A 23,889-nucleotide genomic window follows, 5' to 3' on the forward strand; every position below is an offset into this window, starting at 1 on the left:
ATAGTAGCAAGCAGTGCGATCGCACTGAGAATGTCAGTTAAAAGTGTAACAGCTTACATACCAGAAAGTAGGTAGCAGCAATAATTGGTATAAGAAAACTTATCAACCAATTTTAAAGAAAAAATTAAATAACTGTGTCTGTCCGAAAAGTAGGTTTATAACCTCGCTGTTTCCAACCTAGTTTTTTTCGGTAAAACCAATGAATCATCGGCAAATCACAAGACGGCTAGCAATTGCTCTAGGGTTAAGTACCTTTGCAGGTGTAAGCGTATCACCACTGCTGAAACTTGAAAATTTAAGCCAACAGGCTGAAGCAGTAGAAAGTGGAACGCAAGATTTCACGGTTGTCGGCAATGCAAGTTTACGCGAGCGAGCAGCAGCCAAAAGATTTCTTTTTGGAGCAGCAACGGGATACTATAAACTAACCAACGATGCAGCGCTGAATGCGAAATTTAGCCAAGATTGTGCCATTTTAATGGCAGAAGAAGATTTGTTATGGGGTGCGCTTCGTCCAGATGCAGACACTTTTGCCTTTACTAAAGGTGATTGGCTAATTGATTACGCTCGCCAACACAAAATGTTAGTTGGTGCTACTCATTTAGTATGGCATGAATATATGCCTCAGTGGTTGGAAGCAAAGCTGAATAAGCAAAATGCCGAACAGATACTACTTCAACATATTAATAAAGTCGTGACACGCTATGCTAAAAAAATTCATTTTTGGTCTGTAGTGAACGAAGCAATTTTAACTTCCGATAAACGACCGGATGGATTAAGAAAAACGCCGTGGTTAGAATTTTTAGGACCCGATTATATTGAGATGGCGTTTCGTGCTGCTGCTGCCGCAGATCCGCAAGCTTTGTTGCTATACAATGACAACGCTTTGGAATACGATATTCCCTATCACGACGAAAGACGAGCGGCAGTATTAAAATGGTTAGAAAGATTGAAATCTAAAGATACTCCTATACACGGTTTAGGTTTACAATCTCATATAGGCAAACTAGATAATTTTAGCCCCAAAAAACTGAAAACTTTTTTGCGTGATGTTGCTAGTCTGGGTTTAAAGATCGTTATCACTGAAATGGATGTTGGAGATGCAGGAATGCCGACAGATATTAAGGTACGCGATCGCATGGTTGCCGAAGTTTACAAACAGTTTCTCTCGGTAGTCTTGGAGGAACCAGCGGTTTTGGGCGCAATTACTTGGGGATTGAGCGATAAGTATACCTGGCTTTCTAATTATGCACCTAGAGAAGATGGCACGCCAGTACGCTCGCTACCGTATGATGCTGAAATGAATCGTAAGTTAGCTTGGAATGGCATTGCTCTTGCTTTCGAGCAGCTTAAACAACGTCGTAAATCTTCTAAACTTTGGCTTGCATGGAGAAGACTTCAAACACAAGTTTAAAAGTGAGAGTTGTTTTACTAATTCTTGATGTCTACGCCGCAGAAGATCCCCCAAACCCCCTTAAAAAGGGGGCTTTGTTTCCCTGGTTATTAAGGAAAGCATTGTTTTTTATCTCATTAAGGAAAGCATTATTTTCCCCCCTTAATAAGGGGGCTAGGGGGATCGCATCTCTGCCATAACAAACAGAATTATTGTTTTCCCCTCACTAAGGAAAGCATTATTTCCCTCTCATTAAGGGGGGCTATAGCAATCCTATTTGATTCATGAACGTGGAGCAGGCTTCTAGCCTGCGGCAGGCTAGAAGCCTGCTTTACAAATCATTTAGAACTACTATAGGGGAGATCGCATCTTTGCCATAACAAACAGAATTAGTGTTAGTGGCTAGCAATGAGTGGCAAGCCTTTTCCATCTAAAACTCACGACGAGAGAACACAATAATCGCGATCGCCAACATTAATACTGTATAAACCACACCATAGATAGCATTAGTTATTAGCGTCATCGCATCGGGTAAGGCAGAAAAACCATAAACAGCTTGATTTTTTAAATCTAGTCGCGATAGATCGGGTAACACAAGATATAAATTTCTCACTAATTGTTCGATCGCGGGATTTTTGCTCAAGCGTCCAAACTCTAATAAATCTTGACTCAAATTTCCCATCAAATAAATACCAAAACAGAGTAAGGTAGCCAGTACTGTACTGGTAAATACTCCTAAAACTAACGCGATCGCAGTTATTAAAGATAACTGCAAAAATAAATAAACTACTGCTAAAAGTACGCTACCTAACGGATAAGCTAGTTGATTTAATTGTAGCAAAGCGAGAAAAATAGCTGTCATGGCTATTAGCAAAGCACCTAAAACAGCTGCCAGTCCTAAATGCTTACCTGTAATAAACTCGCTATGACTGATAGGTTTAGCAATTAAAACTAACACGGTACGTTTTTCAATCTCTTTATTCACCAATCCCGTACCGACAAACACCGCGACAATTAAACCCAAAACATTCATCGCCGCCAAACCGAAATCCAGAATAATTTTATCCTCAGCCCCCCCTGCAATCTGAGGAATCAGCATTACCGCCCCGCTCAAGAGCAAAGCATATAGAGCGATGATATAAAGAATGCGATCGCGCACCACTTCCCGAAACACATTCGAGCCAATTGTAAACACCCTAGTTGGATTCATAATGTTAGTTATTTAGTGGCTAGTGGCTAGTGGCTAGTGGCTAGAAAAGATTAGTCACCAGTCACTAGCCACTCCTTGATTGTGGTTGGTGGCTAGTGGCTAGAAAAGATTAGTCACCAGTCACTAGCCACTCCTTGATTGTGGTTGGTGGCTAGTGGCTAGAAAAGATTAGTCACCAGTCACTAGCCACTCCTTGATTGTGGTTGGTGGCTAGAAAAGATTTAATTACTAGTCACTAGTCACCAGTCACTAGCCACTCCTTTACTGTTTTAACTGTTGTAATTGCTAATGCCCAGAGGATAGAAGCTTCAGTTACAATTACAATCTAAGACGGCACGCCAAGAGGGGACGACTGTGAGTAGGAACGGTATCGGAATAAAAACGGCGCAGGTGCGATCGCAGCGGGTTGTCGGTCAGATTCACGTTTACGATGGCGCGGGCAAAGGTAAGTCTCAAGCGGCTTTAGGCGTGGTTTTGCGCTCGATTGGCTTGGGAATTCACAGCCGCAATGATACCCGCGTCTTGCTGCTGCGGTTTCTTAAGGGACCAGGACGAGCTTACGATGAAGATGGGGCAATTAAGGCTCTACAACAAGGTTTTCCTCATTTAATCGACCAAGTACGGACGGGACGAGCCGAATTTTTTGGTCCTGATGAAATTACTCGTTTCGATCGCCTAGAGGCGCAGCGGGGTTGGGATATTGCGAAAGGGGCGATCGCTTCTGGTTTATATTCCGTGATTGTTTTAGACGAACTCAATCCGGTGTTAGATTTAGGTTTGCTACCTGTGGACGAAGTGGTCAGCGTTCTCTCCTCCAAGCTAGAAGAAATCGAAATTATCGCCACCGGACGCGGTGCGCCCCAGAAACTACTAGATATTGCCGATTTACATTCAGAAATGCGCCCGCACCATCACCCTACAGCTGAGATGCAGGGAATTGCTGGAATTGAAATCTATACGGGGGCGGGTAAAGGTAAGTCTACCAGCGCCCTTGGTAAGGCACTGCAAGCGATTGGCAGAGGAATTAGTCAGGATAATTCCCACCGCGTTCTGATTATGCAGTGGCTCAAAGGTGGTAGCGGTTACACTGAGGATGCCGCGATCGCGGCTTTACAACAAACTTATCCGAATTTGGTTGACCATCAGCGCTGCGGACGCGATGCGATCGTCTGGCGCGGACAACAGCAAGAACTCGACTATGTAGAAGCCGAACGGGGTTGGGAAATTGCTAGAGTGGCGATCGCTTCTGGTTTGTACAAAACTATTATCCTCGACGAGCTGAACCCGACTGTAGATTTAGAATTGTTGCCAATTGAGCCAATTATGCAAGCGCTACTGCGCAAGCCCCGCGACACGGAGATTATCATCACTGGGCGCTGTCACAATCCCCCCGCTTATTTCGACTTGGCTGAAGTTCACTCCGAGGTATACTGTCACAAGCACTATGCTAATAGTGGAGTAGAACTCAAAAGCGGCGTTGATTTTTAATTGTAGAGACGTTAAGTGCTAAGCCTCTACAAAATACCCATAAAAATTCATGGAAAACACTCAAACATTAGATCTGATTACTGGTGGCATTGCGATCGCGATCCTAATTGGCGGTTATTTGATGATGTTTACTGATATTTTTACTAGGAAAAAAAAGTAGTTTATTCAGTTGAAAGTACTGCTGTAACTTAGTTTGAGCGCTAGCTCTCGTAGCAATTTTCTATTTTTACGAGTTGTTTAGTGTTGACTAAACAACCTAAATGCTATACTGTTATTATTGCTAATCGCAAGAAAATATTATGACTTAAGAACTGAAAGCGACAAAACAAGCTAAAGGTAAACTGAGTCATTATTGGCAGGTTATCTAAAAATTGCGCGAATTTCCTAGCCTTTAGCTGCAAAGCACAAAAACAAGGCAAGTTTTATGTATTATCAAGCAGGAATACCTGATATATAGCTATTTTTTCTGAAACGCTTTATAGGATTTACTCTGATGGCTATAATTGGTCATTAGTCATGAGTGACTGATAACTAGTGACGATAGTAGCTGTTGCTTCAGTTGCCGCGATCGCAGCGAACAAATTTAGAGTATTTCTGTCTAAAGTTATAGCTGGCACTGAACGTAGGTTTTAAATCTTTTCTCGTCGATTTCAGCTTCTCTTCTGGTAACTGCTAGTTTTCTTTTGGAACGCAGTTATAAGGGTTTAGTAGTGCCATATTCTTATATAGCAGTTCTAAATGATTGGTAAAGTAGGCTTCCAGCCTGCGGCAGGCTAGAAGCCTGCTCCGCTCATGAATCAAATAGGATTGCTATATGGTGAAATCTGCACAGACATAAATATTTATTGCGCCTATTTTTTCGGACTTGAGTTAAGCCTGAAAATATCGGGTGTTTGAATCAGTTTTAGTTCGTAGTGGGCGCTGCCCACACGACTAGTTCTGGTGTCTCAATCAGTTTTAGTTTGTAGTTGGCGATGCCCTACAAGCTACTGATAAATGATTGACCAATTACCATTTACCATAAGATGAAAAGTTATGCTGACCCGCAGAAACTTCATCGAACAAGCAATTATTACTCCAATTCAAGCTGTAGCAGCCGCCAAAGTTTTTAGTTTATTTCCAATTAATTACAAACCAAAAGTTATCATTATTGGTGCTGGGTTATCAGGACTCGCAGCAGGATATCTTTTATCTCACAAAGGTATCGATTTAACTGTTTTAGAAGCACGTTCTCGCCTGGGCGGGCGCGTTTATTCTCAGACGATTGATGAAAATGAAAATTTAGCAGTGGAACTGGGTGCAGAGTGGATTGGTGCTTCTCATCAGCGAGTCATTTCTCTTTGTCAAGAATTAGGATTGGAATTGCACAATAATCAGTTCAATACCCATTTGTTATATCAAGGTAAATATTTTCGTCAAAATGAATGGGATTTTTCCGATGCTTGCAATAATAAATTAGATAATTTGCTACAGGCTTACTCAAATCTAAGTGAAGCCAATAAGATGAAATTGGATAAGATTGACTTGTGGCGTTATTTAGTTGACAACGGTATTAAAGATAAAGACTTAGACTTTATCGAATTAATTAAAAGTACAGATTTTGGTGAAAGTATTCGTTTTGCTTCTGCTTTTCTTGCTTTAGATGAATATGTTGAATCGCAAGAAACCTATCATATGGACTATAAAATTAAAGGAGGTAATAGTAAGCTAGCCAAAACTTTAGCCGAGAAAATTGGACGAGATAAGATTCTACTCAATCGTCAAGTTGTAGCAATTGAACAAACGGGGCGATCGGTAATAATTACTTGTGCTAATGGAGACAAACTCGCTGCTGATAAAGTTATTTGTACTTTGCCGACAACGGTAATGAAAGATATTCGCTGGAATCCAGTTTTACCAGCAGATAAATTAGAGGCGATCGACGCATTACAATATAGTCGGATCAATAAATATGCCACTTTGTACAATCGTAGATTTTGGCAGGATGAAAGCTTCGATCTGATCACTGATGGACCCGCTCATTACTTCTACCACGCTACTAAAAATCAAGTTTCTACCAAAGGTGCATTAGTCTCTTATACGATTGGTGATAAAGCTGATATTTTTGCTAGGCAATCCAATGCGGGGAGAAATGCGTTAGTTGAAAGTGCGTTAAAACCAATTTTTGGCGATACAGAACAGTATGCTTTAAAGCAGATCAATCATTATTGGGGAAATGATGAATTTGCAAGAGGAAGCTATGCTTTTTACGGCAAAAATCAGTGGTTTAATATTCGTCCTATTTTGCAAAGAAAGTTTAAACACGTTCACTTTGCAGGGGAACATATAGCTGATTGGCAGGGATATATGGAAGGAGCAATTGAGACGGGTGAAGCCGCTGTTGCTGCTATTTTGGGATAAATGTCTCTCCCTAAATTCAGCGTTAGTTAATGGTTCTATCGTCGCCATTAACTAACCTCTATTACCCTTAACCAAATCGGTTGATGGGGAGCTAGGAAAGGCATCGATCCGCAACAACAAAACTCTTTTGATATTTAATCGCCTAACCCCAATCTATCTAACAAAAACGCATAATCAAAAGCCGTTTCCTTCAAGCTTTCATAACGCCCAGACGCACCTCCATGTCCTGCACCCATATTCGTTTTGAGTAAGAGAACATTGCGATCTGTTTTGAGTTCTCTCAACTTTGCCGTCCATTTCGCTGGTTCCCAATATTGCACGCGAGAATCATTCAAACCTGCATTAATTAGTAAATCTGGATACTCTTTCGCCTCCACGTTGTCATAAGGAGAATAAGATTTGATGTAATCGTAATAAACTTTGTCGTTGGGATTTCCCCATTCATCCCACTCGATCGTAGTTAGTGGTAAAGAAGTATCGAGGATAGTTGTCACAACATCGACAAACGGCACGTCAGCAATAACTGCTTTAAATAAATCAGGACGCAGATTTACAACTGCACCCATTAATAAACCACCCGCACTACCACCAGAAATAGCTAAGCGATCGCTATTCGTCCAACCTTGAGAAATCAAATACTCCGCACATGCAATAAAATCCGTAAATGTATTTTTCTTGTGCAAAAACTTACCATTCTCATACCATTTTCGACCCATTTCGCTGCCACCACGAATGTGTGCGATCGCAAATACTACACCGCGATCGAGTAGCGACAAGCGATTAGAAGAAAATGCAGCGGGATAGGAATAACCGTAAGAACCATATCCAGTTAAAAACAAAGGATTTTCCCCATTTTTTTGGATTCCCTTTTTATAAACAATTGAAATTGGTACTTGCACGCCATCTTCCGCTGTTGCCATCAGCCATTCACTTTGATATAGAGTGCGATCGTAGCCTCCTAGCACTGGGGTTTCTTTTTTCAACTCCCGTTGTTGAGTTTCCATATCAAAATCGAACACGGAATTAGGAGTAATTAAAGAAGTGTAATTGAAGCGTAAAGTCTTGGTATTAAATTCTGGATTATTCCCTTCATAAACGGCATAAGTTGGTTCGGGGAAAGTCATTTCATATTCCTCCCCCGTAGCGAATTTTTGGACTCGTACCGTTGGCAATCCTCTTTGGCGTTCGTAAATGACTAAATGGTTGCTAAAAGCACTCACACCCAATAAAAATACATCTTCTCGATGGGGAATTACCGTTTCCCAATTCTCTTTTGTTGGGGAGCTAACGGGAGCTTTCATCAATTTAAAATTGATTGCCTCGTCATTAGTTGTAATATAAAAATTATCGCTGTGATGCTCGATATCATACTCCATCCCATCTGTACGCGGATGGATGAGTTGAAAATCACCTGTAGGATTATTTGCTGCTAGATAATGCACTTCCGAGGTAATCATGCTGCCTAATTCTAGTAGGATATAAGCTTGAGAGCGCGTTTTCCCTACAGATAAATGGAAGGCTTCGTCAGTTTCTTCATAAACTAAAATATCTTCAGCGATCGGTACATCTAATGAATGTCGCCAAAGTTGAAACGGACGGTTAGCATCATCGACTTTAGTGTAAAAAACTGTACGGTTATCATTTCCCCAAGCAAAAGAATAGTAAGTATCTTCTATGCTTTGCTCGTAAAGTTGTGATGTGTTTAAATCTAAAAAATACATTGTGTATCTTTCAGCACCACTGGTATCAACTGAGTAAGCTAATAGCTGATGATTGGGACTGACTTGCAACACACCAATATTGAAAAACTCGTGTCCTTCTGCAAGTTGATTTTGATCTAGCAAAATTTCTTCAGCAGCATCCAGACCACCTTTTTTGCGACAATAAATTGGATATGCCTTTCCTGCTTCGGTACGAGAATAATAATAATATTCATCTTTGCGATAAGGAACAGATAGATCGGTTTCCTGAATGCGATCCAACATCTCTTTATACAGTTTTTCTTGCAGAACTTCCGTATGCTGCATCATTGTTTGAGTATAAAAATTTTCTGCTTCCAGATAAGCAATAACTTCAGAATTTTCCTTTTCTCTGAGCCAATAATAGTTATCTACTCGTTCGTCGTTATGTAAAATCAGCGACTGCGGCTTTTTTGCAGCAATGGGTGGAGTTAACTTGTTTTGTGGAAGACGATCCTGACTCATAATTTGTAATTGTTGAAATTTGTGATTTTTGGTACTAAAGATGATTTGATAAATCTCCTTTGAAAAGGAGGACTTTGAGATACTCTTTAAAAAGAAGGACTTTTGTATCGCTTTAAGACGGAATCAGCGAAAGTATCTTTGAGCCGATCGATCGCCACGAAACGTAAATCGCGCATTTGATAAATTAACTTGACATCTTTTTGCTTAAAATTCAAAAATTCTAGCCCTTGTTCTTGACCGCTCATCAAAAAATCATTAATTGCTACGCGGTAGCTCTTGTCTTTTTCAAGGGGTTCGCCATTCACCATCCAAGTACCAATATCAGCTTTTTTACTCACATTTGCTGTTTGTAAGAAGCCTCCCGTTCCTCTGTTAGCTTGTCCTTGTTCTAATACTTTTTCTAACAAACTTCCCTTCATTTCTACAGCTAAGACTTTACCTCCAAATGGGAGAACTCGAATAATATCGTATTGAGTAATTCTTCCTGGGGGAATGAAATCGTCAATCCGAATTGACCCACTATTAAATATAGCTAAATCTGCTTGATAAACCTCTCGCAACATAGCTTGAGCGATTAATGCCGTCAGATTAGTGGCGCGATTGCGGACGCTAGATTCTAAACCATCTAAAGCAATATTTGTAGTTGCGATCGCCTCTTCTGGAGCAAAGCCCTCTGCCCTAAATCCCTGATAGGCTTTTTCTATCCATGCGTTGACTACTTTCGCCACGCGAGGATCTTCAGGAATTGCCTCTGTAACTGACTGTAATTGAGAATCTACAACTAGTTTTTTTGTCTCGGTATCATAACGCAAATTATGAATATAAACGCTACGCGCATTTGCGTCGGCTTTAAATAAAGGTGTAAAATCTTCTCCCCGCCATTGTTGAATATTTTCATGTTCGTGTCCCCCTAAAATCAAATCGATTTCTGGAACTTCTGCGGCGAGTTTTTGGTCTTGAGCCAGGTTTAAATGAGTTAAAGCAATAATAAGATCGACTTGACCTTTAAGTGCTGCAACTTGAGTCCGCGCTGCTTGAATTGGCTCGGCATAGCTGACATACTTTTGTTTATTACTATCTATCGTCAATCCAATTAGACCGACTCTAATGATTGTACCGCGCTCGCTTTTTACATTTAATATTTGCGATTCTGCTACACCAGGGAAAGATTTACCTCGATTATCCCTGACATTACTAGATATCCACTTAAATTGAGATTCTTTTAGGCGTTGTAAAAACTCGGATTTGGCTAAATCGAATTCATGGTTCCCAAAGGTAGCGTAGTCGAAACCAACAGCATTCATCACCGCTACCATTTGTTGACCAGCCAAAGGTTTACCATTCACCTTCGCAGTCCCCAAAGCCGAGGGGCTAAAAGCGTCTCCAGCTAGTACGATGTAGGTACGAGGATTTCGGCTCAGTAATTCTTGTCGCAAAGTTGCAACTCGCGCTAATCCACCTCGTTTTCCCCCTTCCACTGGGGCGATTTCATAAACATCGTTCAGATGTAGCAAAGTAATCTCTACAACCTCAGCCAACGCAGGGCTAGCGATACATAAAGCTACAACTTGCAGCACCAAACCCCACGCGACAGAGAACGATTTCATCTTCGGTTACATATTTAACGCCAAGCGTCTTTGTAACACAATCATCACCAAATTGGTAAGCAAACAGCTGCTAGCAAGTCCTAGTAGGATGTATGTAGGAGCCATCACCACCCCAATTGATAGCCAAGTTGCGACGTGCAGGATCATAATAAAGGCAAAAAAGCCAGCGACTCCTGCTGCTTGCCAAACCCGCGCTTGAGGGTGGCGCAGTGCCGTGAAAATCATCGTCGCCATAGTCGCAACTAAAGTTGCTGGAACCAAAAAGGCACAGATACTAACGCAGTGGGTGCGCGAAAACTCCGCCATGACATGTAAATCCAACATTAGTTCTCCCGATCGCGTTGCCAAATATTACAACAGTTACCACCCCAGACTCTAGTAACTTTAAACTTTTTGAAACAATATGAGGGAGACAAGGGAGACAAGAGAGACAAGGGAGACAAGGGAGACAAGGGAGACAAGGGGGCTGAGGGGGATACTGATAACTGATAATGCGATCGCTCGTTTTTGACATTATTAAGCGCTGGATTCAACGCAAGTTTCCGACTGTGAAGTGGTTGAAGACTCGACAGTTGGCAGGGTGGTTGCGCGATCGCACTCAGCCGCAGCCGCTTTTACTCGATGCCCGCACTGAGGCAGAATATCAGGTTAGCCACCTTCCACAAGCCCAGCGCATCGATCCGCATCATCCTAACTTAGAGGATATTGCTGTGGATAAAGATGTACCTGTGGTCGTATATTGCTCTATAGGCTATCGCAGCGCCAGAATTGCCCAGCAACTCGAACTGTCAGGATTTACAAATGTTTACAACCTCGAAGGCAGCATATTTCAATGGGTAAATGAAGGCAACCCAGTCTTTCAAGGCGATCGCCCCACCGTTCGAGTTCATCCTTACAATGCGAATTGGGGCAGATTGTTAAAGGCTAAATATCGTAGTGAGTGGTAATGGGTAGTTGGTAATTGGTAATTGGTAATTGGTGAGAGGCAAGTAGCAAGACGTATAGTTTTGACTTTTGACTTTTGACTTTTGACTTCTTATCCTAGTCCTTTTTCAGTACAGACAGCATGTAACGGAATATCCCAAGGATCTGTGGGAAGTTGGGGTAGATAGGCAAATTCAAATACGATCCCGATGGTAGGTTTCGATCGCCACTCAGGAGAAGATAGGAGGCGATCGTAGTAACCGCCACCGTAGCCTAAGCGATAGCCGCGATAGTCACAAGCAACTGCTGGAACGAGGATTAAATCGACTGCTGAGGGTGATATGGTGGGGGCTGTGGAGAGGGGTTCGCAAATCCCATACGCGCCAACTTGAATTTCATCCCCAGGTTTCCAGATGTGCCAAGCTAAATTTTCGCCGACACAGCGCGGTAAGCCCCAGTTGTAATGATTATGGTGAAATAAGGAATTTAGATCGGGTTCTTGACGACAACTGAAATAAGCCAGAATGGTTTTGCCTGGGGTAAATAAGGGTGAAGCGAGCAGATGGGAGACAATTCGATCGCTTTTTTCGCGCCATTCTTGCTGAGATAAAGATTTACGTTTTTGAAGTAGCGATCGCCTCAACTCTACTTTATCCATGACTATTTATCCATGATTACAAAACTCCGCGATCGCTTCAGCCTTAAGTTTTTCTAATGGAAAGCTATTGGGATAGGTCGAAAACATTAGCATAATACCTTGGAGCGTTGAAGAAAAATAAAGCGATCGCTGTCGTGGTTCTGCGACTCCAAGCTGGACAAACATTTCCGTCTGAATTTCAAATTGCCTTGCTTGCTCGTCCATTAACTTCTGGCTATATTTTGCTACCACTGGATCGAGGCGCGGTTGGGTAAATAAATTTAGGTAAAATCGGAAGACTTCCGGTTGACGGCTGACATCTTCGAGCGCACCTTCAACAATATGCTGAATTTGTTCGGCAGGGGTTGTTTTGGCTACAGCCGCATTCATCACCACTAAAACATCGTTGATTCGGAGATCGACTAGCGCCGCTAGCAAATCTTCTTTGCCTTTGAAGTAGTGATAGAGCAGCCCTTTTGAGATCTGAGCTTGCTTGGCAACATCATCAATTGACGTAGAATAGTAGCCCTTCTCACAGAACAGAGTCATGGCTGTTTTAAGAATCTGTTCTGTGGTGGCGCGACGGATGCGTTCGTTTTCTGTTGGAGTGCGTGGCATTAATATTAATATTGTGACTCGCTCAGGAATTGAGTGATGAGACGATACACCTCTTGCGGATGTGTCAGCGTGGGTATATGGTCTGCGCCTTCAATTTGAGCAAAGCGAATGTCGGGAACTCGTTTGAAAAATTCAGCGATGCGGTAGCAGTCTTCACTCTCTTGAGTACCGATGATGAATAGCGTTTTGGATTTTAGCTCATTTAGCCGTTCGATCGCGGGTGGTTGTGTCCAAACTTGGTCGAAGTTTTCCCATTCAAACGCTCTTAAAACATTGTGATGTTTTATTTGGTAAAAGCGATCGCGCTGCGGGCTGTTCATGACAACATGGACGGCATACACTGGAGAGTTCAAAGTCACTTCGAGCATTTTCTCTACATCTGGAACTGCTGCCCAAATTGCTTGGACATACCGATCGAATTCTGGTGAGAATTGAAAACCCGTCAAACCAGGAGCGACAAGCACGAGTTTGGTGACTCGTTCTGGATTGTCTAGAGTAAAATCGGTGGCAATTTGTCCGCCAATCGAATGACCTACTAAAACTGCTTTGTCGATTTCCAAAGAGTCTAATAGCCGTCTGAAATCCTCAACATGATTTACAGGTTCGAGCCGTGGCGATGACTTGCCAGTACCGCGTTGGTCGTAAGTAATGACTTGATGAGTTTGAGTCAACTGTGGGGCGATAAACTGCCAGTCACGCGAATCGACTCCGCCACTATGCAGCAGGACGACCGGATCGCCCTTTCCTTGAATTTCGTAATGCAAATCCATTTTGACCTCCTATGCCTCCGTGCTGGCAGATGAGAGCGCTGTTTTTGCTTATTGTTGCGATACTACTAGCTTACTTTAGACTGAACAATCAGTCAATATAAAACGAAGTCGGTAATATTCGCACATAGCGATCGCCCTCTATCGCAGGATTGCATCCAACAATTATCAGTTATGGCAATTACTCAATTGAATGAGGTATACGTATTTGTAGGGGCGCACAGCTGTACGCCCCTACAGATATATTGCATTTAGATGGGAATCGCTATATCAGTTATCAGTTCAAATATTTTGACTTTGCATTTTTGACTTTCGACTTCTTTAGTTACCTGCGATCGCTTCAAACGTTTTGACTTTTGACTTTTAACTTTTAACTTTCTGACTCACCAACACAAATCCCCGCGTCTTACCTGAAACCCGATCTTCTGTATCCATCGCTTGCCACAAATCCGTTGCTTTTACCCATACTGGAGGATATTTATAGCGAGAAACATCGAGAATTAAAAATCGATCTGTTTGTTGGTTATAGGCGGCGAGAGGAGAAATATGTCCGCCTCTTTCTTGTCCAATTTTGCGACGTAAGTAATTAGCTAAAACAAAGTTATTTTCTTGGCGTAAATTCTGTATTACGAGCTGACGAAACTGCTCTAGATTAGTATTAGTACTATGATAAACTTTAGCTTCTACACCATAGCTAGCGAGTAGTTGACCTAACTGTTCTAAAGTCATACCTTGACGGGCAACAACTTCAGGTGCAAGAACTTTTTTAGTTGATGCGTTATTAAAAAAGTTTGCCTGGGTAAATACTCGATAAGGTGTATATTCAGGAGCAATGGGAGCGGGAATTGAGAGGGCATTTAATACCATTACTATACTGGCAACCCCACAATATGATTGAGTATTTTGGGTAACGTACTGCGTACTTAAATCCCAAAAATCTTCCCGCGCTTTACTTTGTAGTAATAATTGTTCTCCCGTTTCGGAGTTGAAGGAGATTAAATTATTAGGTAAGGGTAGTGTCTGCGTCAATACGCTATCGCCAGCCACGAACAATGCGATCGCGCCGAGTTTGATTAAGGGCGTAATTGTCCTAATTTTAATTGTCATTTGTCAGAAGATAGCCATTACAGTTTGCCTAAACCTTTCGCAGTTAAAAATTCACGCACGACTTCTTTAATATCGCGAAATTCCCCTTCAACTTGATAATTTAAATTGCGCATTTCCTCTTCATTAATTTTTCCACCTAGTTGCGCGATCGCCGGACGTAGTTTGGGATACTTTTTCAAAGTTGCCTGTCGCACGATGGGAGTTGCTTCATAGGGGGGAAAGTAACCCTTATCATCTTGCAGAATCGTTAAATCTAAACGGGCGATTTGCGCATCGGTAGAGTTCCCTGCAACTAGATCTACTTGTTTATCAATTATTGCCCGATAAATTAACCCCAAATCCATCACGCGAGGTGGTTTATTTAACTTCAGATCGTAGGTCTTTGCTAATCCTGGAAATCCATCCTCGCGGCTGATAAATTCATAGCCGAAGCCAGCTTGCCACTGGGGTGCATATTGGGTAGCTTGCGAGAGAGTGCGAAGATTGTACTTGCGTGCATCTTCGCCGCGAATAATCATGGCAAAAGTATTTTCAAATCCTAAAGCTGGGGTAACTTCTAATTGAAACTGCTCGTAGCCAGATTTTACCTGCTGATAAACAGCATTTGGATCGCTAATTGGCTTTTGTTTTAAAATAGTTGTAAATGCCGTTCCCGTATATTCGATATAAGCATCAACTTGTCCGGCGAGCATTGCTTGATGGCAAACAAACGTTCCTCCTAAATCTAGACGACGAGCGACTTTTAGTCCAGTTGCAGATTCAATTTGTTGCGCTAATAGTTCGCCTAAAATATTTTGTTCAGTAAAATTTTTGGAAGCAACGACAATCTCACCGTTACCCTCAGAAGTGTTAGGATTGCAACTGGCGATCGCCAACACCAAACTCACAGTGATTAAACACAAAAGAATAAATTTTTTCATGTTTCATAATATTTGTTCTTGATAAGATTAACGGTAATTTGCTAATAATTGCGGAATGTAATCGTACCCATCTACACCGATCGCCGTCATAAATTGCGGTCGATATTGTGCCAATACTTTTTGAAAAGCATCCTGTCCCATTTGCCCTTGTAGTATAGTCAACAAACCTGCTGCTTGTCGCCACTCAGGAGAAGCAATACGCTCTAACATATACATACCTATACAACCAACATAAATCGCTTTTTCTGTCTGTTGTAAGCCATAATATGCTTCTGCTAAGTTAACTAAGTTGAGTCCTTGAAGATACAAATCGCCGGAAGCTTGAGCGGCTTGAAATCCAGATTGAAGATACTCGATCGCCGCTTGGGGTTGAGATAAAACTAAATGCGCTGCACCAAGGCTACTGCAACATAATGACAAGCTTTGTCTGTCATTTAACTGTTGAGATAGCTTCAATCCTTGTTGTAAATAACCGATCGCCATTTCATAAACTTCTGGTTCCGATCTTTCTATAGCCTGAGCCGAATACACCTCACTGTAACCCAAATTTGCTAAAGCATTCGCCTCACCTAATTTGTCTCCCACTTGGCGGCTGAGAAGTAGCGCCCGCTGGCTGTAATCAATTGCCTCTGCATACTGTTTCTTAGCCACGCAAATTCGGCTGAGATGATTTAAATCGGCAATTTCACAAGGTACATCCTCCGCAGCACGGGCAATTTCCAAAGCGCGATCGTAAAACTGGGTTGCTTGGTGATAATTGCCCACAGCCTGCTGCGAATAACCTAAAAGTGTCAAAATTCGCGCTTTTTCCTGAGTTCCTTCGACTTGTCGTAAAGGTAAATCTAAATAGTCGAGGGCAGATTGTAGGTGTCCGCCATTGAACGAAGCAAAAACACCACCGTAGAGGGGAAAGTATTGCTTTTGAGCAAAGGCGCGTAAAATTTGTAGTGCAATCTGAAAACAACCATCCGCTAGCCGTTCGCGATGGCTGGAATTGAGGCTAGTTGCTTGCATGAAGCCATTCGCTAACTCACCCCAAACTGCTGCAAACGTGAGAAAACAAGAAATTGCTAGACTTGACCCCAGCTTGGCATCATAAATTCGCTGTTCCGTCCACCCAACGAGTCCCCGTTGCAAAAACTGCAAAATCAGCGCCATTTCCACCCAATCATCGAGATGGAAATATTGCTGAGTCGTCCATTCTAATAGCGATCGCTCTAGAGCCAGAGTTTGAAATAATGCTTGTGGAATCGGACTATTAACCTGTTTTGCCCACAGCGCCCAAGGTCCGCGTTGTCCTGGTACGTTCTCAAATCCGATCGCGCTTTGCCCCCCATCGTATACCCAGCTAACTAAATATCCTTCTAAATGCTGCCAAGACTGCAAGCCGCGATCGATTCCCATCGCAACTTGTTGCACCTCCGTCGCCATTTCTGACTCGATTTCAGTTGCTTGTTGTTTTAAAGCCGCAGCTAATTGTTTGAGTTGGGCGATCGTCAGTGCTTGCTTTTGATTTGGATCGATAACTTGTAATAAATCGGCAAGTAAGTAGGCTGGTTCGGAAGCGGCGATCTGTTCCGCTGCTTTAGCGATCGCGCTAGCGGCTCGATTTTGAGCGGCGGCGCGTTCCCATTCGCTAGCGATCGTTTTGATCGCTCTTTGGGAACGAGTCGCTTTCGCTTGCTTTAATTCATCCTTTACCGTCTCGATCTCATGTTCGATCTCCATCGTGCGTTCGTCCAAACAGCGCTCGAAAATCTCTGCCGTACCGGGAACGACTTGTTGCGCTAGCATTTGATAAACTTGCTCTTTAGAACGAATTTGCCCTTTCAGGGTAATTTGTACGATCTGATCTATCAACGCCAAGTAGCGATCGCGCAGCGTCGGAGAATTGGAATGAGATAGAGAATCGGACATGATTGTTAGTAGCGGGTAGTTGGTAATTGGTAGTTGGTAATTGGTAGTTGTTGGGAGTTACCGATCGTTATCATTATCCTAACCCCTAACCCCTCACTCCTCGCTCCTGCTCCTCACCCCTCACTCCTCACTCCTATGTTCCGAAAAATTGTATTAATCGCTACGATAAGTGCGATCGCTGCCGCTCTATTTCAATTATCTAATGCGGCTCGAACGCAAAATGTCGCCCAAATTTATGTTTTTGGCGATAGCCTTTCCGATCCTGGAAATGTGTTTAAAGCTTCCCAAGGACAATTTCCACCCAGTCCACCTTATTTTCGCGGCAGATATGCAGATGGTTTAGTTTGGACGGAATATCTCGCTCAACAATTGAAATTAAACGCTAATCCCGATACTAATTTCGCTTACGGTGGCGCTACCACAGGCAATTCACAGCAAGTTCCACTAGGATTGCTAGCACAAATCGCTCGCTATCGAGCTAGTCATTCCTCTACCTCTAATAATGCTTTATATATAATCTGGGTTGGAGCAAATGATTATTTGGGAGGTGGAAATGACACAGATCGACCAGTCAATAATTCAGTTGAAGCTGTCAAATCACTGGTTCAAATTGGCGCAAAAAACATTTTAGTGGTTAATTTGCCAGATTTAGGTAAACTACCAGGAACGCGCAACACGCAACAATCTGAAGTACTGAGCCAACTAACTCACAAGCATAACTCTCAACTAGCTAATGCTTTGAAAAACTTACAGCAACAGCTTAAATCTGAATCCAATATTATTTATTATGATGTCAACGATCTATTTAATCGAGTTATGAACGAGCCAACTAAATTTGGCTTTCTCAATGTTATGAATACCTGTTTAAATGGTGAACTTAACCAATATATGGTTTGTCCCAACCCAGATAAATATTTATTTTGGGATGATATCCATCCCTCTACTGCTGCCCATAAATTGCTAGCAAAAACAGTTGCTAACAGGTTAAAATCTGCAACTACACAAACTCAGTCTGCTTATGCCAATTGAAAACAAGTATTAACCTGTTTCAACAGGTTCCGTCTGTGTAGTTCTGCAAACTCTATTCGCGCAACATCTGAAAACTTCAGCTAGATTTTAAAGCTTCGTCTAGCACTTTTCGCGCTTCTTCTGCTTTAGCTTTTGCTTCCTGATAGCGGACATTTGCTTGAGCAAAAGTTTTCAAGACTTTAAATCCTTCCTTTAATCGGGCGATTTCTTCATCGCTAACAGATTTATCGGTAAATAGCACGTCAACCGCTTTACGAATTTCCAACGCCTCCGTGCGAGATTCTTGTACCTTCAGCTTTAAGGTAGCTAAGTTATTAAGTATCTGTACGGCTTGGGTAATTGCATCCTCATCGCTACTGAGATAATCCATCGGCTGTTCTTTGACTTCAATCAATTGCTGCGAACTAAATCCCTCCGCTAAATCGGTGGGTAGTTCCCCAGCATCGATTAGTTCCATCAGCCGATCCATCGCTTTATCGCGAGCTTTGGCTGAATCTTTACCAGAGACATTTAAGACAACTTCTGGAGCTTGGGGGAGAGTATATTTTGCCATAACCTAATTATATGCAAGAAGAGTTACGCAGCTACACTTTTGTAACAAGCGCGATCGCGTTACATGCTTTATTTTACGGTAAAAGTCAACTGTCATAGTACATGGGTATTAATTTGTCATTTGGTAATTGGTAGTTGGTAGTTGGTAGTTGCTCCTCTACCCCTCTGCGCCTCTGCTCCCAGCTCGTTCCTGCTCCCTGCTCCCTACTCTTTTAATTGGTGAAGAAAGCACGATTGAGGTTGTTGTTTGTCCGTAGTGACTAAGTTGCTCGATTAGCCTTTCGAGATGGGTCAATTATCAGCGATCGGCGACTAGTTAATTCTTTCTTACAACTTACGATTTACGATTTACGACTGAGTAATCTTATGGAAATTAGCTTACTACTACGGGGACTATCAATTGGTTTGGCGATCGCCGCACCTGTAGGACCAATTGGTATCCTCTGCATCCGCCAGTCACTTGCATTCGGTTGGCTACATGGATTTGTAGCTGGTTTAGGCGCAGCAACAGCAGATGCAATGTATGGTTGTGTGGCTGCATTTGGACTTACCTTCGTCACTAACTTCTTAATCGAACAACAGTTTTGGCTGCGGTTAGTTGGCGGTGCTTTCCTTTGCTACTTGGGAGTCAAAACATTTATCAGCATTCCATCTGAAACTGCGGCATCCACCAGAGGCAACACTCTTACTGAAGTTTATACGTCAACATGGATGCTAACACTGACAAATCCCGCTACAATCTTAGCTTTTGCAGCTATTTTTTCTGGATTAGGCTTAGCCAGCATCAAACAAAACTACCTGTCAGCAATCCTCCTAGTAGTTGGAGTTTTTTGTGGTTCTGCACTGTGGTGGCTGCTATTGAGTACTACCGTCACGCTAGCAAAGACAAAGCTGAATTTGAAATGGGTTAATCGCCTCTCAGGTATCGTCATCGTAGCATTTGGGATCGTCGCATTGCTAAATTTGTGACACACGCAAAATCCCTTCGTGTCCTTCTTCTTTGCGTCTACTCTACGAGAACGCTGCGCGTATGCGCCTTTGCGCGACACAAAATCATTTTTGTAAATTTTTATATTTATCGTATAAATGTTGCACAAAAGACAGAAATTTTGCTCGATATAAGCAAATAAAATTCACTCCCGACCCGCGATCGCGAGAACATTCTATCATTTTTGCAATTAAATATTAATTTTAATGAATTTACTTAAACTAAGTTAAATGCACCCGCCAAAAATCGTCAAGGGGTAGTATTTTTCGGCAGGAAAATGGTACTCTGTTCGCTTATAGCTATAAATTAAATTCTCACAATAAATCCTCATAGATTCGTTTCCATCGTTCGCGATCGCAATCTGACTGGAACTACCGATCTTTAACAGTGACCAGCGATCGGTGACCAGTGACCACGCACCACTCTTTCCTGATAACTGATAACTGATAACAGACGTTACATGTAACGTCTCTACACTGATAACTGACAACTGATTTAAAGGCTTACCTGCTGTTTTCTCGATCGATTGTTCCTGTCTGTATCGTTTGCCCAAAACACTAATCGAACTCAGGATCTATGTTACTGAGCATTGCCAATACATTCATTAGGCGACCAGTCTTAACGACAGTCTGTACCGTGGTTATTCTTTTACTGGGAGCAATTTGCATTCCGCTGTTGCCCTTGGATAAACTTCCAGAAATGGCATTAAAACAAGTTACCGTGACGGCAAATTATCTCGGTAGCGATGCCAAAACCACAGAAGAAAACGTTACCACCGTACTAGAACGACAGATCAACGGTACTGAGCGGGCTGTATATATGTCCTCTCAAACAACGAATAATGGTGACACGACCATTAACGTCTCCTTTCCTACGGAGATGGACAGAAATACCGCTCAAGTCCTCGTTCAAAACAACGTCGCCGTTGCTGAAGCAGAATTACCAGAAGAAGTGAATCGCACGGGTGTCGTTACTCAAAAACAATCTCCAACAATTACTATTGCTTATGCCTTTTATTCAGAAAAAAACGAGCAAGGTAACTATATCTACGACAACGTATTTATTAGTAATTATGTCGATCGCCTGATTTTCGATGAAATCAAACGGATCGAGGGCGTAGGCAACTTAAGAATAATTGGTGAACGAAGATATGCAATGCGGATCTGGCTCAATCCCGATGCCTTGGCTGCAAGAAATTTATCAGCCCAAGATGTCATTAATGCCATTTCCGAGCAAAACATTCAAGTAGGGGCGGGTAGAATCGGTCAGCAACCGACCCAAGCCAAGCACGACTATGAAATCGCCTTACGCGCGATCGGTCGCTTTACGACTCCCGAAGAGGCTGAAGATATTGTCGTGCAAGTGGGTCAAAACGGGACGCTAACGCGGCTCAAAGATGTCGGTCGCGCTGAAGTTGGAGCGCAAGACTATAGCGCCACGACTCTATTTGATGGCGCTCCTTCAGTGATTTTGTTAGCTTATCAATTGCCTGGAAGCAATGCTTGGAATACAGCCAACTTAATTAAGGCAAGGATGGCGGAGTTAGAGCAAAGTTTTCCGCCAGGATTGAAAGCAACGGTCGGTTTAGACAATACGTTGTTTGTCTCAGCTTCCCTAGATGAAGCCTTCAAAACTTTAATGGAAGCGATCGCCTTAGTCTTTTTGGTAATCTTTATTTTCCTCCAAGACTGGCGTACCACAATTATTCCCGCCCTGGCAATTCCCGTGTCCTTAATTGGGGCGATGGCATTTGCTTTCATGTTTGGGTTTAGCCTGAATCAGTTAACGCTATTCGGGGTAATTTTAGCCACAGGTCTAGTTGTAGACGATGGGATTGTGGTTGTAGAAGCGATCGCCGCTAAATTATCTCAGGGAATGCGACCAGTACAAGCGGCGATTGATGCGATGGGAGAACTGACTGGAGCTATTATCGCTACATCTGTGGTGCTGATGGCAGTATTTATTCCCGTGACCTTCTTTCCAGGCACGACGGGAATTGTCTACAGACAATTTGCCTTAATTATTGCCTTTGCGATCGCTATTTCTACCTTCAACGCCCTCACCTTTTCCCCTAGCATGTCAGCCATCATCATGCGGCGACAGCAGGAGGTACACGGACCCTTGGGCTGGTTTTTTGGCTGGTTTAATCGCGGGTTTGACTGGTTTAAAGAACAGTATGGCAAGTCAGTAGAATTTCTAATCCGCCTGCGGATGATAGTCATCCCAATTTTTCTAGCAGGCTTAATTGCTACGGGTTGGCTTTATCAGACTACACCCCAAGGATTTATTCCCGAAGAAGATCAAGGCTATTTCTTTGCGATCGCCGAAGCTCCTTCGGGTGTCTCCTTAAATTACACCACCAATCTCGTCCAAAAAGTTACTCAGATTATCAAACCCCTACCAGAAGTCGAACACGTAGTTGGGAATGCGGGCTTTGGTTTTCAAGGTAATGCTAGCAACAAAGCGCTGTTTTTCGTCAAGCTCAAAGATTGGGAAGAACGCCCCGGTGCAGACAAGTCAATTTTCGGACTACTGCAACAAATTAACCAAAAATTGCAAGCAAACGTTCCCGAAGCCAGACTAATCGCTGTCAATGCACCACCAGTGGATGGTTTAGGGAGTACGGGTGGTTTCGAGATGTACATCCAAAACCGCCAAGCCTTACCAATGGAAGCTTTGATTGACAACACGCAAAAAGTGGTCGAAGCAGCAAGAAAGCGTCCAGAGTTAGCGGGTGTATTTACTCAATTTACCTTTGGTGCGCCGATGATGGAAATCTCCATCGATCGCGAACAAGCTAAAGCCTTGAACGTCCAATTAAGCGATATTTTCAATACGATGCAGACATATTTGGGGGCGAGATATGTCAACCAATATGTCCTCGGCGGACGACTGTATCGCGTGCAAGTGCAAGCTGAAGAGACATCGCGCTCTAATCCCGACGATATCGGTCGTTTGTACGTCCGTTCTGTAGATGGGAATTCCGTACCACTGAGTAATGTGGTGAAAGTCGAGCAAATGACCTATCCACCAATTATTACTCACTACAACGTCTATCCATCGATTAACATTCAAGGCGCACCCGCTCCAGGTTACAGTACCGGACAAGCGATGACAGCGATGGAAGAGGTAGCAGAGCAAGTGTTGCAACCAGGATTCGGTTACGCCTGGACGGGAACTGCTTTTCAAGAAAAAGCTTCTGGTGGTGCTGCCCCAATTATTTTTGGTTTAGCTTTTGTGATGGTGTTCTTGGTGTTAGCGGCGCAGTACGAAAGCTACGTCGATCCCATCATCATCATGATTACCGTACCCTTAGCAATTTTAGGCGCGATCGGGGCGTTGCTACTCCGTGCCAATTTGCTCCAAGCAGGTTCGGTTTGGCCTGTTGTCAACAATAACATTTACGCTCAAGTCGCTCTCGTGATGCTGATCGGCTTAGCCAGTAAAAACGCAATTCTGATCGTAGAATTTGCCAACCAGTCAGCAGAACTAGGTATGAGCTACACCAAAGCAGCAATTCGAGCCGCAGAGGAACGCTTGCGACCGATTCTGATGACAGCAATTTCTGGTTTAGTTGGTTTTTGGCCTTTGGTCATAGCGGCGGGTGCAGGAGCCATGAGTCGCTGGTCTTTAGGAACGGCACTATTCGGCGGCTACCTATTTTCGACGCTATTGAGTCTGTTCTTAGTCCCGGTGCTGTACGTTGTCATTAAGAATATGGAAGAAAATTTCTTGAAACCAAGTAAACCAAAACAGATTCAGCCTAAAGAAGACAGACAGCCGCAACCATTGGCTAGATGATTTGTCATTTGTCATTCGTCATTGTTGGTTAATTAATTGTGATTTCTGACTCCTGTACGGGCGGGTTTTGGACGAAGCGTTCTTGCCACAAGCCATGAACCTGTTGCTAAACCCGCCCCTACAACTACTGACTTACCCATTACCAATTACCCATTACCAAACCATGTTTCGCAACTGGACTCTTGACGACTGGATCAACCACGTTTTGTTTATAGCTACAATTCTGTATCTGTTTTACTCCTTCTTTTTGCACCACTGAGCAGTTATCAGGGAGCAGGGAGCGCACGAGTAGGGAGCAGCGACAAATGACAAATGACGAATGACAAATGA

General features: G+C 42.8%; 20 protein-coding genes. 7 read left to right on the plus strand and 13 right to left on the minus strand.

From position 1 onward, the window contains the following. The first annotated feature begins 199 nt into the window (after positions 1-199). Positions 200-1,411: an endo-1,4-beta-xylanase gene (locus tag M5J74_RS12520; RefSeq protein ID WP_106217686.1), complete on the plus strand. Its 1,212-nt coding sequence runs from the start codon at positions 200-202 to the stop codon at positions 1,409-1,411. Between the two features lie 409 nt (positions 1,412-1,820). Here M5J74_RS12520 and M5J74_RS12525 read toward each other — a convergent pair whose 3' ends face one another. Next, positions 1,821-2,600: an ABC transporter permease gene (locus M5J74_RS12525; protein ID WP_250016851.1), complete on the minus strand. Its 780-nt coding sequence runs from the start codon at positions 2,598-2,600 to the stop codon at positions 1,821-1,823. Positions 2,601-2,954: 354 nt separating this feature from the next. Here M5J74_RS12525 and M5J74_RS12530 point away from each other — a divergent pair, with 354 nt between their 5' ends. Both M5J74_RS12530 and M5J74_RS12535 read left to right on the plus strand, forming a co-directional pair. Next, positions 2,955-4,088, plus strand: a complete 1,134-nt coding sequence (locus M5J74_RS12530; protein ID WP_015154426.1) for a cob(I)yrinic acid a,c-diamide adenosyltransferase — start codon at positions 2,955-2,957, stop codon at positions 4,086-4,088. A gap of 1,035 nt (positions 4,089-5,123) precedes the next feature. After that, entirely contained in the window at positions 5,124-6,488 is a 1,365-nt protein-coding gene (locus M5J74_RS12535) for an NAD(P)/FAD-dependent oxidoreductase (RefSeq protein WP_250016852.1), read from the plus strand. 134 nt (positions 6,489-6,622) lie between these two features. Here the strand turns inward: M5J74_RS12535 and M5J74_RS12540 are convergent, their stop codons facing one another. The 3 genes from M5J74_RS12540 to M5J74_RS12550 form a co-directional block, all read right to left on the minus strand. Beyond that, complete coding sequence (locus M5J74_RS12540) at positions 6,623-8,692, minus strand: S9 family peptidase (RefSeq protein WP_250016854.1); 2,070 nt, start codon at positions 8,690-8,692, stop codon at positions 6,623-6,625. 86 nt (positions 8,693-8,778) lie between these two features. Then, entirely contained in the window at positions 8,779-10,299 is a 1,521-nt protein-coding gene (locus M5J74_RS12545; RefSeq protein WP_250016855.1) for a bifunctional UDP-sugar hydrolase/5'-nucleotidase, read from the minus strand. A gap of 6 nt (positions 10,300-10,305) precedes the next feature. Further along, positions 10,306-10,623 (minus strand): hypothetical protein, encoded by a 318-nt coding sequence (locus M5J74_RS12550; protein ID WP_106217691.1) that lies wholly within the window; start codon positions 10,621-10,623, stop codon positions 10,306-10,308. A 167-nt stretch (positions 10,624-10,790) separates the two neighbouring features. On the opposite strand from M5J74_RS12550, the gene M5J74_RS12555 reads away from it, so the two are divergent. Continuing rightward, positions 10,791-11,246, plus strand: a complete 456-nt coding sequence (locus M5J74_RS12555; protein ID WP_106217692.1) for a rhodanese-like domain-containing protein — start codon at positions 10,791-10,793, stop codon at positions 11,244-11,246. An 89-nt stretch (positions 11,247-11,335) separates the two neighbouring features. On the opposite strand, the gene M5J74_RS12560 is transcribed toward M5J74_RS12555, so the two are convergent. From M5J74_RS12560 to M5J74_RS12585, 6 genes are all read right to left on the minus strand, one after another. Next, positions 11,336-11,881 carry a 5-formyltetrahydrofolate cyclo-ligase gene (locus tag M5J74_RS12560; RefSeq protein WP_106217693.1) on the minus strand — a complete coding sequence of 182 codons (546 nt, stop codon included), beginning with the start codon at positions 11,879-11,881 and terminating at the stop codon, positions 11,336-11,338. 6 nt (positions 11,882-11,887) lie between these two features. Continuing rightward, entirely contained in the window at positions 11,888-12,478 is a 591-nt protein-coding gene (locus tag M5J74_RS12565) for a TetR/AcrR family transcriptional regulator (RefSeq protein ID WP_250016856.1), read from the minus strand. 5 nt (positions 12,479-12,483) lie between these two features. Further along, positions 12,484-13,248 carry an alpha/beta fold hydrolase gene (locus M5J74_RS12570; RefSeq protein WP_250016857.1) on the minus strand — a complete coding sequence of 255 codons (765 nt, stop codon included), beginning with the start codon at positions 13,246-13,248 and terminating at the stop codon, positions 12,484-12,486. A 360-nt stretch (positions 13,249-13,608) separates the two neighbouring features. Beyond that, entirely contained in the window at positions 13,609-14,352 is a 744-nt protein-coding gene (locus M5J74_RS12575; RefSeq protein ID WP_106217695.1) for a phytochelatin synthase family protein, read from the minus strand. A gap of 17 nt (positions 14,353-14,369) precedes the next feature. Beyond that, positions 14,370-15,272 carry a glycine betaine ABC transporter substrate-binding protein gene (locus M5J74_RS12580; RefSeq protein WP_250016858.1) on the minus strand — a complete coding sequence of 301 codons (903 nt, stop codon included), beginning with the start codon at positions 15,270-15,272 and terminating at the stop codon, positions 14,370-14,372. A 27-nt stretch (positions 15,273-15,299) separates the two neighbouring features. Further along, positions 15,300-17,189, minus strand: coding sequence for a tetratricopeptide repeat protein (locus M5J74_RS12585; protein ID WP_250016859.1), 1,890 nt, complete (start codon positions 17,187-17,189; stop codon positions 15,300-15,302). Between the two features lie 135 nt (positions 17,190-17,324). On the opposite strand from M5J74_RS12585, the gene M5J74_RS12590 reads away from it, so the two are divergent. Next, positions 17,325-18,218, plus strand: coding sequence for an SGNH/GDSL hydrolase family protein (locus tag M5J74_RS12590; protein WP_250016860.1), 894 nt, complete (start codon positions 17,325-17,327; stop codon positions 18,216-18,218). A gap of 76 nt (positions 18,219-18,294) precedes the next feature. Here the strand turns inward: M5J74_RS12590 and M5J74_RS12595 are convergent, their stop codons facing one another. Next, positions 18,295-18,771, minus strand: a complete 477-nt coding sequence (locus tag M5J74_RS12595; RefSeq protein WP_106169110.1) for a hypothetical protein — start codon at positions 18,769-18,771, stop codon at positions 18,295-18,297. A gap of 156 nt (positions 18,772-18,927) precedes the next feature. Further along, positions 18,928-19,065 (minus strand): hypothetical protein, encoded by a 138-nt coding sequence (locus tag M5J74_RS12600; RefSeq protein WP_250016861.1) that lies wholly within the window; start codon positions 19,063-19,065, stop codon positions 18,928-18,930. A 71-nt stretch (positions 19,066-19,136) separates the two neighbouring features. Between M5J74_RS12600 and M5J74_RS12605 the strand changes: the two genes are divergently transcribed. Next, complete coding sequence (locus M5J74_RS12605; RefSeq protein ID WP_250016863.1) at positions 19,137-19,739, plus strand: LysE family translocator; 603 nt, start codon at positions 19,137-19,139, stop codon at positions 19,737-19,739. A 245-nt stretch (positions 19,740-19,984) separates the two neighbouring features. Here M5J74_RS12605 and M5J74_RS12610 read toward each other — a convergent pair whose 3' ends face one another. Then, entirely contained in the window at positions 19,985-20,311 is a 327-nt protein-coding gene (locus tag M5J74_RS12610) for a hypothetical protein (RefSeq protein ID WP_250016864.1), read from the minus strand. A 23-nt stretch (positions 20,312-20,334) separates the two neighbouring features. On the opposite strand from M5J74_RS12610, the gene M5J74_RS12615 reads away from it, so the two are divergent. Next, positions 20,335-23,559 carry an efflux RND transporter permease subunit gene (locus tag M5J74_RS12615; protein ID WP_106217699.1) on the plus strand — a complete coding sequence of 1,075 codons (3,225 nt, stop codon included), beginning with the start codon at positions 20,335-20,337 and terminating at the stop codon, positions 23,557-23,559. Positions 23,560-23,889 lie beyond the last annotated feature (330 nt).

Origin of the sequence: Chroococcidiopsis sp. CCNUC1, assembly GCF_023546805.1 — a bacterium.
GTDB lineage: Bacteria > Cyanobacteriota > Cyanobacteriia > Cyanobacteriales > Chroococcidiopsidaceae > Chroococcidiopsis > Chroococcidiopsis thermalis.

Bases quoted from the DNA above. Each gene is read 5' to 3' on its own strand.
- M5J74_RS12570 (WP_250016857.1), bottom strand. From the start codon at position 13,248: ATGGATTTGCATTACGAAATTCAAGGAAAGGGCGATCCGGTCGTCCTG.
- M5J74_RS12535 (WP_250016852.1), top strand. From the start codon at position 5,124: ATGCTGACCCGCAGAAACTTCATCGAACAAGCAATTATTACTCCAATT.
- M5J74_RS12555 (WP_106217692.1), top strand. From the start codon at position 10,791: ATGCGATCGCTCGTTTTTGACATTATTAAGCGCTGGATTCAACGCAAG.
- M5J74_RS12550 (WP_106217691.1), bottom strand. From the start codon at position 10,623: ATGTTGGATTTACATGTCATGGCGGAGTTTTCGCGCACCCACTGCGTT.
- M5J74_RS12575 (WP_106217695.1), bottom strand. From the start codon at position 14,352: ATGACAATTAAAATTAGGACAATTACGCCCTTAATCAAACTCGGCGCG.
- M5J74_RS12560 (WP_106217693.1), bottom strand. From the start codon at position 11,881: ATGGATAAAGTAGAGTTGAGGCGATCGCTACTTCAAAAACGTAAATCT.
- M5J74_RS12545 (WP_250016855.1), bottom strand. From the start codon at position 10,299: ATGAAATCGTTCTCTGTCGCGTGGGGTTTGGTGCTGCAAGTTGTAGCT.
- M5J74_RS12590 (WP_250016860.1), top strand. From the start codon at position 17,325: ATGTTCCGAAAAATTGTATTAATCGCTACGATAAGTGCGATCGCTGCC.
- M5J74_RS12580 (WP_250016858.1), bottom strand. From the start codon at position 15,272: ATGAAAAAATTTATTCTTTTGTGTTTAATCACTGTGAGTTTGGTGTTG.
- M5J74_RS12540 (WP_250016854.1), bottom strand. From the start codon at position 8,692: ATGAGTCAGGATCGTCTTCCACAAAACAAGTTAACTCCACCCATTGCT.
- M5J74_RS12615 (WP_106217699.1), top strand. From the start codon at position 20,335: ATGTTACTGAGCATTGCCAATACATTCATTAGGCGACCAGTCTTAACG.
- M5J74_RS12595 (WP_106169110.1), bottom strand. From the start codon at position 18,771: ATGGCAAAATATACTCTCCCCCAAGCTCCAGAAGTTGTCTTAAATGTC.
- M5J74_RS12525 (WP_250016851.1), bottom strand. From the start codon at position 2,600: ATGAATCCAACTAGGGTGTTTACAATTGGCTCGAATGTGTTTCGGGAA.
- M5J74_RS12585 (WP_250016859.1), bottom strand. From the start codon at position 17,189: ATGTCCGATTCTCTATCTCATTCCAATTCTCCGACGCTGCGCGATCGC.
- M5J74_RS12605 (WP_250016863.1), top strand. From the start codon at position 19,137: ATGGAAATTAGCTTACTACTACGGGGACTATCAATTGGTTTGGCGATC.
- M5J74_RS12565 (WP_250016856.1), bottom strand. From the start codon at position 12,478: ATGCCACGCACTCCAACAGAAAACGAACGCATCCGTCGCGCCACCACA.
- M5J74_RS12520 (WP_106217686.1), top strand. From the start codon at position 200: ATGAATCATCGGCAAATCACAAGACGGCTAGCAATTGCTCTAGGGTTA.